Below are 15764 nucleotides of genomic sequence, written 5' to 3'. Positions count from 1 at the left end.
CGGCTTCGTGAACAACGCTTGTGAATAACGTAAGGAAACATCATGGATATGCTGCTTGAACTCGACCATATCTCGAAAATCTACGGCGATCTGCACGCCGTGGACGACCTGAGCCTGACCGTGCCGGCCGGGCAGTGGCTGGCGATCGTCGGCTCGTCCGGCTCCGGCAAGACCACGCTCATGAACATGATCGGCTGCATGGACACGCCGTCGCGCGGCTCGGTCAAACTCGAAGGGCGCAAACTCGAGGATCTGAACGCCGGCCAGCTCGCGGACGTGCGCAAGAACCTCATCGGACTCGTGTTCCAGAAGTTCTACCTCGTGCCGCATCTGACGGCCGTGGAGAACGTGATGGTCGCGCAGTACTACCATTCGGTCGTCGACGAGAAGCAGGCGCTCGAAGCGCTGGACCGCGTAGGGCTGAAGGACCGCGCGCACCACCTGCCGAGCCAGCTGTCCGGCGGCGAACAGCAGCGCGTGTGCATCGCGCGTGCGCTCATCAACGATCCGAAGCTGATCCTCGCGGACGAGCCGACCGGCAACCTCGACGAGAAGAACGAGAAGATCGTGCTCGACCTGTTCCGCCAGCTGCACGAGCAGGGCACGACGATCATCGTCGTGACCCATGACGCTTTGGTGGCGAGCTGCGCCGAGCGCGAGATCATGCTCAACCACGGCGTGCTCGTGGGCGAGAAGTGGAACGACGAGGCCGCGCGCGCCGCATACGAGGCGGCGGGCGGGCGCCCGGCGTCGACCGGTGCGGCCGTCGAGGGCGCGCAGACCGGCGAGACCGCGATCGGGTTCGCCGACCCGACCAAGGCCGCGAAAACGGGCCAACTCGTGAGCGAATAGTCCTGTGGACTATTCGTAGAGTTGGCCGAACAGCGGCAGCTGTGAGGTAATGTTGAGCCCGACCGATAGGTCGGTCCGTAATTGCAGGACGGTGAGGAATAATCCGCCGGCGTGGATTCTCTTCTGTCATTTCAAGTGAGGCGAAGCCGAATCGAGAAATCTTGATACCTCGCTGGATGGTAGAGATTTCTCCGCTCGCTGGCGCTCGGTCGAAATGACAGTGAGGGCCATGAGATCAACTACTGTGGAGTGATATGAGCGATACGAACACGTTGAAGAAGTCCGCGGTCGCGGCGGCGGCCGGACTGGTGGTGGCCGGCGCGATGCTGGCCGGATGCGGCGAGCCGAAGGCCACGCCGATGAACGACGAGTATTCCGGCAATTCGGGCGAGACCGAGCAGTCGCAGGAGGAGCAGTCGAACTCGTCGGATGGGTCCTCGTCTTCCGGCTCGTCGTCTTCGACCGGCGCAGGCAGCCGAGACACCGGCACGAAGTCCGACAAGAAGGACACCGGCAACTACGCGGACGGCACGTATTCGGTCAATGGCCAGTACGGGCCGATCGGCGAGGACACGATCGACGTGCACGTGACCGTCAAGGACCAGAACGTCGAGAAGGTCGAGATCATCGGGCATCCGTTCACGAGCATCTCGAAGAAGCACCAGACCGATTTCGCGGAGGCGATCAACGGCGTGGTCGACGGCAAGCCGCTCAAGGATCTGAAGGTCGACACGGTCGCCGGCGCCAGCTGGACCACCGACGCCTTTAATGCCGCTCTGGAGGTAGCCCGTCAGGAGGCTTCCGTTCAGTAGTTGTCACACTCGCTGCAGAACAGTGGTTGCGGGAACAGTGTGACACGATGTCGTGTCACACCTGCAGTGGAGTGGCTTTTGCGGGGAAAGCGTGGCACGGATTCATGTCACGCTTTTTGGAAAAGCGTGTTGTATTGGAGGGTGTGACAGACAGCGTCCCTCTGCGCTACTGGGGATTGTTGCAATTTCAAGGAATCTGTTGTCTCACCTTGCATTTGTGATGGATATTCGCCAAGGTGTGACAATTCGTATGTCACACCTTGCCCATCGCGCCGCATTTGACGATAGTGTGGCAGGATATCTTGTCACACCATCGTCAAACATCGGTCATCGCATCAAGCGTGACAGATCCTATCTCGCAAGCACGGGCCACAGGAGGGCTGTCATGCGTTCGGGCCAGTCGACGGCTGCATCCGGGGCGAGCGCTTTGGCTGCGAGCATCGAACCGAGCGTGGTGCCGAACAGGAAGCGCGCATCCACATCCGCGCGGAACGCGCCGGAGTCCACGCCTCGCGCGATGAACTGCGCGAACCGCTGCTGCGCCGGGTCAAGAATCTGCCGCGCCAGCCCATGCACGGACTCATTGCTGGTCGAGAGCACCACGCCCACCGCCTTCAGGCCGATCTCGTCGTTGAAGCTGGCCGCGACGCGTTCCAGCAACGTCCGCAACCCTTCGCGCGTGGTCTCCAAGTGTCCGAACTCCGGCAGGCTCACCGCCTCGATCTGCAGGTGGCGCAGCAAGTCATCCGTGTTGCGGTAGCGTCGGTAGATCGTGGTTTTCGCGACGCCGGACCGGCGCGACACCTCCTCGATCGTCATCGCGCCGATGCCGTCCGAGATGAGAATGTCGAGCGTCGCCTGTGCGATCTTGCGATCCGTGGCCTCGCGCGTGCGCGCGGCGCGTGGTGGCACGGCGGTCGTTGATGAGTCAGTCATGATTCCTTCTTCGTTACGTTCATGATAGGTCGGGGTGACGGGTGTTGACCCCCTCAGTCAGCTTCGCTGACAGCTCCCCCTTGTGTAGGGGGAGCAGAGAGGAACGGGGCCGAGTTCATCGAGCCATCCCTGAGCTCTCCCTGTGCAGGGGAGGGTGACCGCAAACGATCGTTCACGGTCGTCCCGATGCTTGAGACCCTTGTGTTGTAGGGGGTCGGCCAATGTGGCCGGTCACAGCAGCTTCGTGCTTTCGACCTGCGCCACGTACCACTTGTTGAATCCGATCAGGGGCTTGCGCAGCAGCAGTCCAAGCAGCAGCAGCGGCGGCACGAACAGCGCCAGTTTGCCCAGCGCGATCCAGTAATCATTCGCATAGATGCCCGCGATCGCCGCGCGCACCATCGTCACCGAATGCGTGATCGGCAGCCACGGACTCAACGCGGAGACGAAGTCGGGCAGGATCTGCAACGGATACGCCGCACCCGACCCGCAGATCTGCACCACGAGGTACAGCACGCCGATCGCCTTGCCAACGTTGCCAAAACTCACCACCATCGTGTACGCAAAGAACGAGTACACGAGCGAGCTCACCCACCCGTCGAGCATGAACAGCCACGGATGCACGGCCTGGATGCGCATGAACAGCAGCGTGCCGCCGCACGAGACCGTGCTTTGCAGCAGCGCGATCGTTGCGAACACGCCGTAATGTCCCAAATACAGCTCGTGTGGTCGCGCCGGGCGGCCAACGGCCGCCTCCAGCTCGTCGCGCACGCGCCGCGACACCGAGGTCTTCAGCGTCACCGCCATAAGCAGCGAGCCGACCCACAATGGCAGGAACGTGTACAGCGGCGCGAGCGAGCTGCCGAAGTTCGCGACCGGGAAGATTGCCTTGCGTTTGAGCTGTACCGGCGCGGCCAGCGTCGACGCCATCGCGTCCGTGTCCGTCCCGAGCAGATCGCGCACCTGCGCCATGTCGCCGCTGCTCAGCGCGTCCTTCATTTTCCCGTTGAAGTCGCTCAGTTTCGCGCTTGCGGCCGTCAATGTCGCGGCCGTCTCGTTCAGTGTGGCCTTGACATCCGCGAGCTTGGCGTTGGCCGTGTCTGCGGTGTCGCGCAGTCCGTCGATCGCATCGGCCGTGGATGACGAACCGGCCGTCAGCGTGCCGGCAAGATCCGTGACCGACGAGGCCAGCGAGTCGATCTGCGGCTTGAGCGATGCGTCGAAGTCGGACTGCGCCGACGTGACGCTCGCCTTGGCCTGTGCCGCAAGATCCTTGATCTGCTGCCGCTGAGCCGTCGCGTCCGCGGTCTTTGATGTCAGATCGCTCGCCGCGTCGTTCAGCGCGTCGCGCAGCGCGGTCTGCCGGGCGATCACCCGATCCAGTCCGTCCAGCAGCGTGGCCTGCGCGTCCGAGCCGATCGTCGTGGACGGATCGAGTCCGGCGACCGTGTCGCGGATCGACTGGTACTGCGCACGTTGGCTGTCAACGTTCGCAGCCTGTGCGGTCAGCGATGCCGCAAGATCGTCGCTCGACTTGCTCGCGCTCGCGTACACGTCGTCGATGCTGCTTGACACCGCGTCGAAACTGTTCGCGCTGGTCTTCAGCGCGTCCGTCATCGTGCCCGTCGCCGAGGCGAGCGCGTCGCTCACTGTCGCGGCTCCCGACTTCGCCGAATCGACCTGCGACTTGACGTCCGCCGCCGAACCCGACGCGGTGTCGATCAGATCGACCGAACTCGACATCAGCGATCCGGCCGAATCGGTGAGTGTGCCGTACATGGTCAACGTCGCCGCCGTATCGTCCAGCGTGCTCGCGAAATCGCCAACCTTTGCATTGAACGAGCCGATCATCTGCGTGGCCTGCGGACTGTCGAGCTGGTCGAGCAGATTCGATGCGATCGACAGCGCGGTGCCGGTGATCGTCTTCGCGAACATCTCGTTGACCTGCGCGGCGACTTGGTCCGCGCCTTGGCCGGTCACCTTCGGCGCGAGCGCGTTGACCTTCTCGTTCGTGTAGTACGTGAGCTTCGCGTGGCTCACGGTATCGGCCGTGAAGAACGTCATCATTTTTTCGGAAAAGTCCTTCGGAATGATGACGGCCGCATAGTATTCGCCGGATTTTGTGCCATCGATTGCATCGCTTTCAGTCGTGAACGTCCAGTCGAGCTGGCTGTTCGCGCGCAGGGCGTTGACGACCGAGTCACCGACCGTGATCCTGACCGGAATCAGGTCGGACTGATAGCCCTCGTCCACGCTGGCGACCGCGAATTTCAGGTTACCGGTGTTCGAGAACGGGTCCCAGCTCGCGGCGATGTTGAACCACGAGAACAGGCCGGGAATGGTGACCAAGCCGATCACGATGATGACCGAGACGACGTTGCCGGTGATGCGTTTGAGATCGCCGACGAACAGCTTGATGATCGCGTTCACTTCGCGTGCCTTCCTTCCGTGTGCATGACGGGCAGCTCGACGGACAGCGCTGCCGGCATCCCTGACGCCGTATGTGCAGGCCGTTTGCGCGAACGTTTGCGTCGGTAAATCACTTCGCGGATCGCGTCGTCGCTCAACGTGCCCAGCTGGACCTGCCGTTCAAAGCTGTCGCGCATGAGTTCGATGGCCATCAGGAATCCGATGATGACCAGAATCCACACGATCCACGTCGCCAGCACGGCGAGCTTCACGCCGATCACGTCCGAGCCGTTCGCTCCGGCCACGAATGAAAACGTAACTGCAAGCACGGCAGGAACGGCCAGCCCGGCCACGAGCGCCCCACGACGCAGCCGCGGATAGCGTGTCATGAACGCGGCCGCACGTCGTTCGACGCCCGCGCGGTACACGTCCTTGTCCGCAAGCATGCGGATCGCCTGCGCCATGCTGAACGGTCGGTCCGGCAGCTGCACCTCCTCGCCGACGAACATGTCGCTCTCGGCGAGCTGGCGCGCGAACAGCCGGTTCAGATTCGTCAGCAGCGGGCGCACGACCAGTCCGATCGCAAACGAGACGGCCGCGAACGCGAGCAGCATCGCGATGTCGCGCGCCCAGTGACCGCCGTAGAACCCGCCGATCGTCTCGCGGAACGCGCCGATCGAATACGTGAACGGGAAGAACGGGTACAGCCCGCGGTAGAAGCTCGGCATCATCTCGATCGGATACAGGCCGGACGCGCCCGGAATCTGCACGATGATCAGCGCCACGCACAGGCCCTTGCCGACGTGCATGAGCGTGGTCGACAGCATGTAGATCAGGCTCAGGTACGCGAGCGACGTGCTCACGCCGGTGAGCAGGAACAGCGGCGCGTTCACGGTCTGCACGCCGAGGATCAGGTCGCCGGCCGTGGTGACGAGACCCTGCGCGGCGGCCGGCACGGCCAGCAGCAGGAAACGCGCGAGATAGCGTTCGCTCGCGGTCGGCTCCTCGTCGAGACCCTCGTCGTCGACCTCGAGCCTGACGATCACCATGAGCGCGAACGCGCCCACCCACAGCGCCATATTCGTGAACAGCGGGGCCATGCCGGAGCCGTACGTGGCCACCGGATACACGGTTTTCGTGGTGAGCACGGTGGGGGAGAGCATGAATGCGGAGATCGCGGAGACGTTGAGCTTGCCGTCGGTGCCGAGCAGCTGGCCGAGTGCGTTCGTCGATGCCAACGTTGCCAGATCGGTGGCGGTGGTGTCGAGTTTCGTCTCGACTTTCGTAAGGCCCGAATCGGTCTGCTTGAGCGCTTGCGTGGTGTTGGCTGCGGCCTGGTCGAGCTGGTCGAGCACGGTTTCGGTCTGCGCGATGAGCGCGTCCTGGCTGGTGACAGCGTTCGCAAGGCCGGTTGCGGTGCCGGCGAGTTGGTCGAGTCCGCTGCTCAGCTGCGGCGCCGCGGTGTTCGCGATCGTCTTGCGGGCGGCTGCGGTCTGGTCGAGCGTAGTCTGCGTTGCCGTGTTCATCGCATCGGCCGAGTTCTGCGTGCCGCTGATCAGCGATCCGGTGTCGCTGTTGAGTGCGGTGAGGCGGTTGACCGAGTCGCCGATCTTCGTGTGCTGCGCTTCGAGTTTGCTGATAAGGTTCGCGGTGACGCTGGTCGACGGCAGTTGCTTGAGCTGGTTGATCAGGTCGGTGGTCGTGTCGTTGGCCTGCTTAGCGACGGTGAGCGCGTCGCCGACCGCCGCGTTCGCGCTGGTCATGCCGCCGGTGATCGTCGCGATGCCAACGTTCGCCTTCGCGCTCGCCTGCGACAGCAGATTCGTGCCCTGATCGATCGCCGCGCTCGTGCTGCTGATCGTGCTGCGGGCCGTATCCTGCGCGTCGGTGATGAGCTTAGCGGTCGATTCCAGCGTGCTGCCGGCGTTCGCCGCGGTGAGCTTCGCCTGTGCGATCGTGCCGCGTGCGTCCTTGGTCTTGTTCGGGATCTTGCCGAGCGCATCGGTCAGATCGGCGATCGAACCGCGCGCCTTGACGATCTTCGATTTCGTCTCGTTGAGCTGCGCGACCGTCTTGCTCGTGGTGTCGTTCGTCTGCGCGGCGACCTTGTCGCCGGCCTTGTTGACCACGTCGGAGATCACCTTGCTCGCGGTCGAGACGAACGCGTTGTTGACCTGCGTGTCGACCGTGGACGCGCCGGTGTCGGTGATCTTCGGCGCGACCGCGTTCGCTTTTTCGTTGACGTAGTACTCGAGCGTCGGGCGGTTCTTGCCGTTCGTGATCACGCTGGCCATGTCCTCGCTGAACGTCTTCGGGATGACGATCGCGGCGTAGCTTTCGCCGGATTCGACCTGCGCGATCGCCTCGGACTTGCTTACGAATCGCCAGCCGAGATCGTGGTTCGCCTTGAGCTGGTCGACAAGCTGGTCGCCGAGGTCGAGATCGCCGAGCAGCGCGTCGCTGGTGCCGGCGTCGTTGTTGGCGACGGCGACCTGCACGCCTTTGGTGTTGCTGTACGGGTCCCAGAAACCGACGATGTTGAACCACGCGTAGAGCGCGGGAATCACGGTGATGCCGACGATGATGACCCATGCGGTCGGCACGCGCAGCAGGCGCAGGGCGTCGCGGCGCAGTATCTTCAGCACATTGCTCATGGCATCCTTCCGGTCGATGGCGGTTCGGGTTTGTCGGCGGCGTGCGGTTCGTGCCGTCGCGCGTTTCCGCGTTGCAGTGCTACGCAATCCGTAGCGCTACGCATCACGTAGTGTAACGCTCCCTGTGGATCGTTTTGCGTGGGCTGATGTGAGACGTCGGTTCTGCGGTCGTGCCGCATTCGAACGGTATCCCCATCCTCTTGCGTGACAAATCTGCTAGTACCGGCCGGATAATCGCCAAAACATCACGCGAGGAGCTTGGTTTGCGTGATGTTTTGGATAGTAATGGGTGGTTGATAGCCCGAATATCACGTGAAGGGTCTGGTTTGCGTGATGTTTTGGATAGGATCGGCTGACTGCTAGCCAAAACATCACGCGAGGAGATTGGTTTGCGTGATGTTTTGGATAGGATCGGGTGCTGAATAGCTCGAATGTCACGTGAAGGGTCTGGTTTGCGTGATGTTTTGGATAGGATCGGTTGGCTGCTAGCCAAAACATCACGCGAGAGGGGTCGGTGACCGAGGCTGATGGCTGAGGGCCGGTGGTTGATGGTTGACGCCCGGATGCCGTCGCGGTTGGGCGGCGCTGATAGCGTGGACTGCATGAGCGAAGCAACAGACCAGACCAAGGATGCCGCGCAAACCGGGGAGACCGCGCAGATCGAGGGTACTGCTCGGCATGATGCCGTCGTGCCGGCGGAGGAGCCGGGTCGGTCCGAATCGACGGATATCGGACCGATCATCGGCATTCCTGGGGAGGTCATGCCGGAACCGGCGGAATCCGAGCCGTCATCCGCGGAACTTGCGCCATCGTCAACGGAACCGTCGGCCAGCGGACCCGAAGCATCGATCGCCGGCGAACCGATCCCCGGCGACATCAACGGCGACGGCATCGTCGACATCGATGACGAACGCCTCCCGCTCGTCGCGCGCATCTACGGCATCGTGCTCGTCGTCTACGGCATCACCACCGTCCCGATCATCGTGCTCACCGTCATCGCCGTCGTCCGTGCGCTCGCCTCAGGGCAGGTCGTCGTCACCCAGCCCGACCTCACCGCCATCCTCAGCTGGCTGTCGGCCGGCACGAACTCCGTCACCACCGTCATCCTGATGATCTTCGGCATCCTGCTGCTGCGCAACCGGCGCAAGCATGCGGCCCGCTGGATCGAAGCGCTCATCCCGCTCACCATCGCCGAAGGGCTGTTCGTGGTCGCGCTCGACGGCCTCAAACCGGCGCTGTTCCTGCCGATCGTCCAGCTCGTCATCCTCGTCGCGCTGTCCGTCACCGTCGACCCGGCGCTGCGCGAGGAACGCCGGCTCAAAACAGCGCTCTGGCACATGGACAGGCGCTCGGAATACGAACGCGCGCTCGCCCAGGGCATGCCCGGTCGCGACCTGAGCGGCAAAGGCTACATCTCGCTCGACTTCTTCAACATCTTCTGGCTGTTCATGGTCGGCTGCGTGTTCGGCCTCGCGATCGAGACGATCTACCATTTCGCGCTGTACGGCGGTGAATGGCAGGACCGCGCGGGCCTGCTGTGGGGCCCGTTCTCGCCGATCTACGGCTGCGGCGCGGTGCTGCTGACCGTGCTGCTCAACCGGCTGTGGCGCGCGAACTGGCTGCTGATCTTCTGCGCGAGCGCGGTGATCGGCGGCACGTTCGAATACCTGACGAGCTGGTTCATGGAGGTCGCGTTCGGCATCACCGCGTGGGATTACACCGGCCAGTGGCTGTCGATCGACGGGCGCACGTCGGGCAAGTACATGTTCTTCTGGGGGCTGCTGGGCTTGGCGTGGGTCAAGCTGATCCTGCCGCGACTGCTTGCGCTCATCCAGCGGATTCCGTGGGGATGGCGGTATACGCTCACGCTCGTGTGCCTCGTGTTCATGGTGATCGATGCGACGATGACCCTGATGGCGCTGGACGCGTGGTATTCGCGCCTGGCCGGCATCGCGGTCGACTCGCCGGTATCGGACTTCTTCGCGCGGCATTTCGGCGACGAGTTCATGGCGAACCGCTTCCAGACCATGAGCCTCGACCCGTCCAAGGCCGGGCGCGCGTAGGGGTGATGCTGCCGTGCGGTCGGACGCGCGAACGCCGGCTGAGAACGGGGGTATTGTGTCGCGGGGCGAAGCCCGATAGATTGGGTGGAGTTTGTCCGTTCCGCGTGTTCCGCTGATGTCGGGACCGGAACCCCAGCACAGTATCGGAGATCACATGAGCCAGCAGCAGTCTGCCGCCAACCAGCCCAATGTCAGCCAGCCCGGCCCGACCGTCCAGCCCGCGCCGAAATCCTCCCGTCTCGCCGTCCCCGACCTCATCTCGATCGGCATCTTCACCGCCCTCTACTTCGTGTGCGTGTGCGTCGCCACGCTCGTCTCCACCCTCATCGCCGGCGCGGGTACGATCTTCCTGCCCGCCGTTGCCGCGCTCATCTGTGGCCCGGTGTTCATGCTCTCGGTCGCGCGCGTCGGCAAGTTCGGCGGCATCACCGTCATGGGCGTCGTGATCGGCCTGTTCCTGTTCGTTTCCGGTCATTTCGCGCTCTCGTTCGTCGCGAGCATCGTCTTCCCGCTCGCCGGCGACCTCATCGCCCGCATCGGCAACTACAGGAACCGCGTCACCATCCTCATCGGCTACGTCGTGTTCTGCTACGGTCTGACCGGCCCGATCCTGCCGCTGTGGTTCATGAAGGACGCGTACGTCGCCTCGCTTGAGGCGCGTGGCAAGAGCGCGGCGTACATCAATGACCTGTTCTCGCAGATCAGCGTCGGCTCGTTCTTCGTGGCGATGGCCGCGATCCTTGTATGCGGCCTGATCGGCGGCTGGTTCGGCCAGCGCATCCTCAAGAAGCACTTCGTCAAGGCCGGCATCGCCTGATGACCGCGTCGATTGCGATGACTGCGTTACGTGACCGGTGTACGGGTGCGTACGTTCGCATGATGATGCGTGGTGCGAACGTGTGCGTTGGCCGTGGCGGCTTGAGCATCGGGCGGTGTGCATGATCGGCCAGTTGCCCGCATCCTCCGACCGCTTCGTGTCGCATGATGGGACGCGTGATGGGTCACGTGATAGGTTGTGTGACGGGGAGCGTGACGGGGTGCGGGTCGAGCCACACGAGTCACATGGGGCATGCGTCAGGTCGCGCTCCGAATCGTATGCGTCAAGCGGGCCATGTGACGGGTCGCGCATCGAGGCGCACGGGGCACAGTCACGCTCCGGGCCACGCGCCGCGTCGCAATACAACGGCATACGTCTCGACCCGCGCGCGAAACTGTACCTGTTGCTGCTCGCGAACCTGCTGCTGTTCTTCCACGTGGATACGCGCGGCGAGGCGGTCATGGTTGCGCTGTTCCTGCTGCCGCTGTTCGTGGCTGGGCGGTGGCGGAACGGGTTGCGATTGGCGGTGCTGTATTTTGCGCTGCTCGGGCTGGGACTGTGGTCTGATGCGGTGACGCTGGACGGCTCGGGCGGCGGTTCCGGTGGATCGCTGATCGGCATGATGAACGATGGTGCACACGGTGGTGCTACGACATCGTTTGCAGTGATGGCAGGCCACATCGCCGGACTGCTGTCGGTTGGCATCCGCATGATGATGCCGTGCCTGATCACCGGCGCGTACGCGTTCACCACAACCTCGATCAGCGAATTCGTATGCGCGATGCGGCGCATGCGCGTGCCCGAGGCGATCGTCATCCCGTGCATGGTCGTCATCCGGTTCTTCCCGACCATCGCGCACGACTACCGGCAGATCCGCAACGCGATGGCCCTGCGCGGCATCGCGGCCGGCCGGTTCGCACTCGTGCGCCACCCGGTGCAATCATTGGAATTCATCATCGTGCCGCTGCTCATGAACGCGACGTTCGTGTCGCGCGACCTGTCCGTCGCGGCGCTCACCAAAGGACTCGGCATCGCCGGCGAACACACCTGCATGACCACGATCCGCATGCGCTGGTTCGACTGGGCGTATATGGCCGTGTGCACCGCGCCGCTGGCGCTCGCGATCGGAGGCGTGCTGTGAACGAAGCTCCTGCCATGTTATTTCGACCGAGCGAAGCGAACGGAGCAATCCTAGCCCACGCCGCATCCTCACCGTCCGCTCCCATCATCGTAATCTCCGACACGTCGTTCCAATACGCGCACGACGACACCGGTGCTGCGGCTGCCAATCCGGCCGTTGAAATCTCTTCGCGGGTCGACGCGACGGCTCCCGCCCTCTCCCACATCGATCTCGCCATCCGTCCCGGCGAAACCGTCATGCTGTGCGGGCAGTCCGGCTGCGGCAAAACCACCGTCACGCGGCTCGTCAACGGTCTCATCCCGAACTTCTTCCACGGTCCGTTGACCGGAACGCAGACCATCTGCGGGCTGGGCGGCGCCGGTGACGCGACGGACAGCGCACACGCTGCAAACGTTACCGCTCCCGTGTCGATCGAAACGCTCGTGCCGCTCGTCGGCAGCGTCTTCCAGAATCCGAAAACGCAGTATTTCAACGCCGACACGACCAGCGAACTTGCGTTCCCATGCGAGAACGTTGGCATGCCGTCCGCCGAGATCCGTGCGCGCGTCGCCGAGGTCGCGCACCGGTTCGGCATCGAGCATCTGCTCGGCCGCAGCGTCTTCAAGCTGTCCGGCGGCGAGAAACAGCGGCTCGCGGTCGCCGCGGCGACCATGCTGCACCCGCGGATCATCGTGATGGACGAGCCGACCAGCAACCTCGACACGGACGCGATGCGCGACCTGCACGACATGGTCGCCGCGCTCAAACGCGACGACGTGACGGTCGTGATCGCCGAGCATAGGCTTGCGTGGTGCGCTGATCTTGTCGACCGGTATGTGCGGTTCGAGCACGGCTCGATCGCGGGCGAATACACGGCCGCCGAGTTCGAGGCGCTCCCGGCGGAACGGCTCGAATCATGGGGCTTGCGCGCGCTCGACCTCACGCCGTACCGCGAGGCGTTGCGGGCGAAAGCCGGTGTGGCCGGCGGTGCGCCGGACGGTGCCGATACGGCCGTGAAAACGTCGGACGAGCGTCCGCGGCCGGCTCGCGAACGCAACGACAGACTGTCTTCGGGGCGGGAAACATCGCAGCCGTCGGTCAACGTTGCGGTCAACGCGGAGACCGCAACGCCGGCCGATATGCCGGTCGCATCGCAGGTCGGTCCGGTCATCGATTCGGCAAGACGGCATCCGTCTGCTGCGTCCGTGCTGGCCAATCCTTCCACGCCGCAAACGGAACGTCAGTCGTCTGCCATCGGCAACGTTCCCATCATCGCCACGCGCGACCTCGTCGTCGGCTATCGACGTGCGTTCCGCCGCAATATCGCGGATCTGGCGTTGCGCGGCGGCGAGATTGTCGGACTGATGGGCCGCAACGGAGCCGGCAAAAGCACGCTCGTACGCACGCTGTGCGGCTTGCAGAAACCGCTCGCCGGACGGGTGCTGCTGCACGGCGCCCCGGCACGGGCGGCCGCGCTCACCCGCACCGGGTTCCTCGTCATGCAGGACGTCAACTACCAGCTCTTCGCCGACAGCGCGCGCGAGGAACTGCTGCTCGGCCTCGGCGACGCGGACGATGTGATTCGTCAGCCGGTCGGCCTGCCGGCCAATCAGCCGGCCGACCGGCACACCAGCCAGTCGAACGCGACCGCATCCCCGACGTCGTCCCATCCTGCTGCAACGTTCGGCGAACAAGCCGACCGGGTGCTGGAATCGCTGGATCTGCTGCCGTACGCGGACCGTCATCCGATGAGCCTGTCGGGCGGCCAGAAGCAACGGTTGGCGATCGCGTCGGCGATCATGTGCGGCAAGGAACTCATCGTGCTCGACGAACCGACCAGCGGACTCGACCGCGCGCACATGATGCAGGTCGGCGCGCTGCTGCGGGGATTGGGCGCCCAAGGCAAGGCCGTGCTCGTCGTCACGCACGACGAGGAGCTCGCTGCGCTGTGGTGCGACCGGATCATCGATTTGGACAACGACGCGGCTTGACCGAACAAGGAGGATGTATGACGGAGCCTACAACGGCCCCCGCAATGAACCATGCGGCACGACCCACGGTTAACGTTCCTGCCGGCCCCACGGTGACGCATATGGCAACTGGCCGTGCGGCACAACCCACGCCGGAATCCAATCCGGCTGCCGCGGCGACTGGTTCCGGACCTGAACCCCGACCGCCGTTCGACCCGACCGAATGGATCGGTGACTGGATCAGCTTCGAGCAGCTCATCGACAGCCACGACCCCGCCATCGAACGCGCATGGGCGGAATCAGAAGCGGCAATGCGCGGCCGGCGATCCGCGTTCTCGCTCATGCTGCCGTTCTTCGGAGGCAGCATCCGCCGGTTCTGGCGCTGGGCATGCCGCACCACCTGCCGCGAAAACCGGCACGTGCCGATCGCCGGCTGGCACATCGAACCGTTGGAATTCGGCGACAACGCGGGCAACGGGTTCGCGCTCGAATGGCGCAGCGACGAATCTACGGTGATCGGCCGCTACGCGTACCAGTTCGACCACATGATCGATCGTGGTCTCGAAGGCAAGCCATGCTACGTGTTCCACGCCGACTCCGCACCGGCCGGCAGTCCGTTCCGCGTGCTCATCGCGATGGACCCGATGCCGGAACGCGCCGCGCTCGCGAACGGCGGGCTGCTCAGCCACCTGCATTTCCAGTACGGCAGCAGCGAGGAGGCACTGCTGCGCGGTCCGGATAAGGGTGCGGTCGCTAGGCTGCGCCATCGCATGTGGTATCCCACCATGTGCGCGGCCGAAGGCGACCTGCTCGCCCGGTGCAACATCGTCCGCGCGTTGCACCACCTGCCGGCGTGGAAGCAGCTGCCCGAGTCGGCATGAGTATTTCCGCGCGCGGAGCGTGACCGGGAGCGGTTTGATGATCGAGAGGCTGAACACGGACGTTACGCGAGTCGGTTTGACGATTGAGAGGCGGGTTTTGCGCCGCGGTCGGTCAATATAGGTCAATACGGGGGGTGAATCCGGGGCGTTGAGACGGATTCTCTCGTGACATCAGCCTCTCGATCGTCAAACCGACCTCGGCAGCCGGCCGAATCAGCCTCTCGATCAACAAACCGGGCATGATGCGCGAATCGACGCTAACGGTTCATGCCCTGCGCTTGACGCGTCCGACGGATCGTGCACGATTCGCGCCTATAGTAAAAGCATGGGAAACGCCGTCGTGCATCAGAGACCACGGGAGCAGCAGGAATCGGACACAGTGGCCGTAACCGCGACCGAAGAATGGCAGGGGAGCCGTCAACCGGTGCGGCGGCTGATTCGACGTCGGTTGTGGCGGACGTTCGGACCGTTGTTTGTGGTGATGACGGTCGGCGCGGCGTGCGCCTTCTATGTGTGGGCGACTCGAAGGGCCGCCGGCAAACCGCTGTTCCCCGACAGCATGGTGGTTTGGGAATATACGGCAGTCGGCATCGGCGTTGCAGTGTTGGCGGCCGTAACATACGCGACGTGGCGGGCTGCGACGGCGATCCTGCCGCGCGGCGCGGTCGGCGTGCCCACGGGCGAGGACTTTCCATTCCGCCTAGTGCGCAAGCCGCACGACAACAGCGATCTTGAACTGGAGGAACCTGATTTTCAGGTGTCGATGATCGTGTTTCCCGCCGGCCTCACTCGGGTGTTCAAGGTGTTGGAACTGGTCGGCGGCGAGGCCGACGTATGCTGGACCATCATGCAGGTGAGCGGCGGCCGGCTGCGGTTCCTTGGCCGCGACGCCGTCGACCCGGGCACGCGGCTTGCCTGCGCGCGGCAATACGCCACCGACGACCTTGACGGCGTCCCGCTCGACGAACATTGCACCTACGACCGGCGCAACAGCGTGCTCATCGTGCGCTGAACCGCGTGAGCCAATATCGGCACAAGTCGCCCGCGATTAATTCACCGCGTCGTCTCCCGTTACCGCTCTGCCACGTCGTTCGCCAAGATGCCCGCACTCGGGCTTTATGTAAACTTTGAGGCAGTTTTCCCTCGCTGCAGAGGTCATTTCGCAAACTCTGAGGCAGCCTTCGACGAATACCGGCCAGTATCCGACCCATATCGGGGATACAGCGCCGGATCACCGCCGGTGGCTGCCT

General features: G+C 64.0%; 11 protein-coding genes. 8 read left to right on the top strand and 3 right to left on the bottom strand.

Annotated features, from left to right (window positions below; genetic code table 11):
* The first annotated feature begins 48 nt into the window (after positions 1 to 48).
* Together AC1A0G_RS02700 and AC1A0G_RS02695 are read left to right on the top strand one after the other, a co-directional pair.
* Positions 49 to 852, top strand: a complete 804-nt coding sequence (locus AC1A0G_RS02700) for an ABC transporter ATP-binding protein (protein WP_476527336.1) — start codon at positions 49 to 51, stop codon at positions 850 to 852.
* Between the two features lie 254 nt (positions 853 to 1106).
* Complete coding sequence (locus tag AC1A0G_RS02695) at positions 1107 to 1664, top strand: FMN-binding protein (RefSeq protein WP_476527292.1); 558 nt, start codon at positions 1107 to 1109, stop codon at positions 1662 to 1664.
* Between the two features lie 351 nt (positions 1665 to 2015).
* On the opposite strand, the gene AC1A0G_RS02690 is transcribed toward AC1A0G_RS02695, so the two are convergent.
* The 3 genes from AC1A0G_RS02690 to AC1A0G_RS02680 all read right to left on the bottom strand — a co-directional run bounded on the left by AC1A0G_RS02690 (position 2016) and on the right by AC1A0G_RS02680 (position 7663).
* The gene (locus tag AC1A0G_RS02690; protein WP_476527290.1) at positions 2016 to 2600 is read right to left on the bottom strand and encodes a TetR/AcrR family transcriptional regulator; all 585 of its coding nucleotides are present in this window, start codon (positions 2598 to 2600) and stop codon (positions 2016 to 2018) included.
* A gap of 231 nt (positions 2601 to 2831) precedes the next feature.
* Complete coding sequence (locus tag AC1A0G_RS02685) at positions 2832 to 5030, bottom strand: YhgE/Pip domain-containing protein (RefSeq protein ID WP_476527289.1); 2199 nt, start codon at positions 5028 to 5030, stop codon at positions 2832 to 2834.
* Positions 5027 to 7663, bottom strand: a complete 2637-nt coding sequence (locus AC1A0G_RS02680; RefSeq protein WP_476527287.1) for a YhgE/Pip family protein — start codon at positions 7661 to 7663, stop codon at positions 5027 to 5029. Before AC1A0G_RS02680 ends, AC1A0G_RS02685 begins: the two co-directional genes overlap by 4 nt.
* A gap of 761 nt (positions 7664 to 8424) precedes the next feature.
* Here AC1A0G_RS02680 and AC1A0G_RS02675 point away from each other — a divergent pair.
* The 6 genes from AC1A0G_RS02675 to AC1A0G_RS02650 all read left to right on the top strand — a co-directional run bounded on the left by AC1A0G_RS02675 (position 8425) and on the right by AC1A0G_RS02650 (position 15526).
* Entirely contained in the window at positions 8425 to 9726 is a 1302-nt protein-coding gene (locus tag AC1A0G_RS02675) for a putative ABC transporter permease (RefSeq protein WP_476527335.1), read from the top strand.
* Positions 9727 to 9880: 154 nt separating this feature from the next.
* Entirely contained in the window at positions 9881 to 10543 is a 663-nt protein-coding gene (locus AC1A0G_RS02670; protein ID WP_476527285.1) for an MptD family putative ECF transporter S component, read from the top strand.
* 220 nt (positions 10544 to 10763) lie between these two features.
* Entirely contained in the window at positions 10764 to 11684 is a 921-nt protein-coding gene (locus tag AC1A0G_RS02665) for an energy-coupling factor transporter transmembrane component T family protein (RefSeq protein ID WP_476527283.1), read from the top strand.
* Between the two features lie 14 nt (positions 11685 to 11698).
* Positions 11699 to 13654, top strand: a complete 1956-nt coding sequence (locus tag AC1A0G_RS02660) for an ABC transporter ATP-binding protein (RefSeq protein ID WP_476527282.1) — start codon at positions 11699 to 11701, stop codon at positions 13652 to 13654.
* Positions 13655 to 13755: 101 nt separating this feature from the next.
* The gene (locus AC1A0G_RS02655) at positions 13756 to 14514 is read left to right on the top strand and encodes a hypothetical protein (protein ID WP_476527280.1); all 759 of its coding nucleotides are present in this window, start codon (positions 13756 to 13758) and stop codon (positions 14512 to 14514) included.
* 325 nt (positions 14515 to 14839) lie between these two features.
* A complete protein-coding gene (locus AC1A0G_RS02650) occupies positions 14840 to 15526 on the top strand; it encodes a hypothetical protein (RefSeq protein WP_476527279.1) in 687 nt (228 codons plus the stop codon).
* Positions 15527 to 15764: the final 238 nt, after the last annotated feature.

It is taken from the genome of Bifidobacterium sp. LH_230 (genome assembly GCF_056357555.1).
Note: the sequence above shows the minus strand (reverse complement) of the source record. Positions and strands in the feature narration are given on the sequence as shown.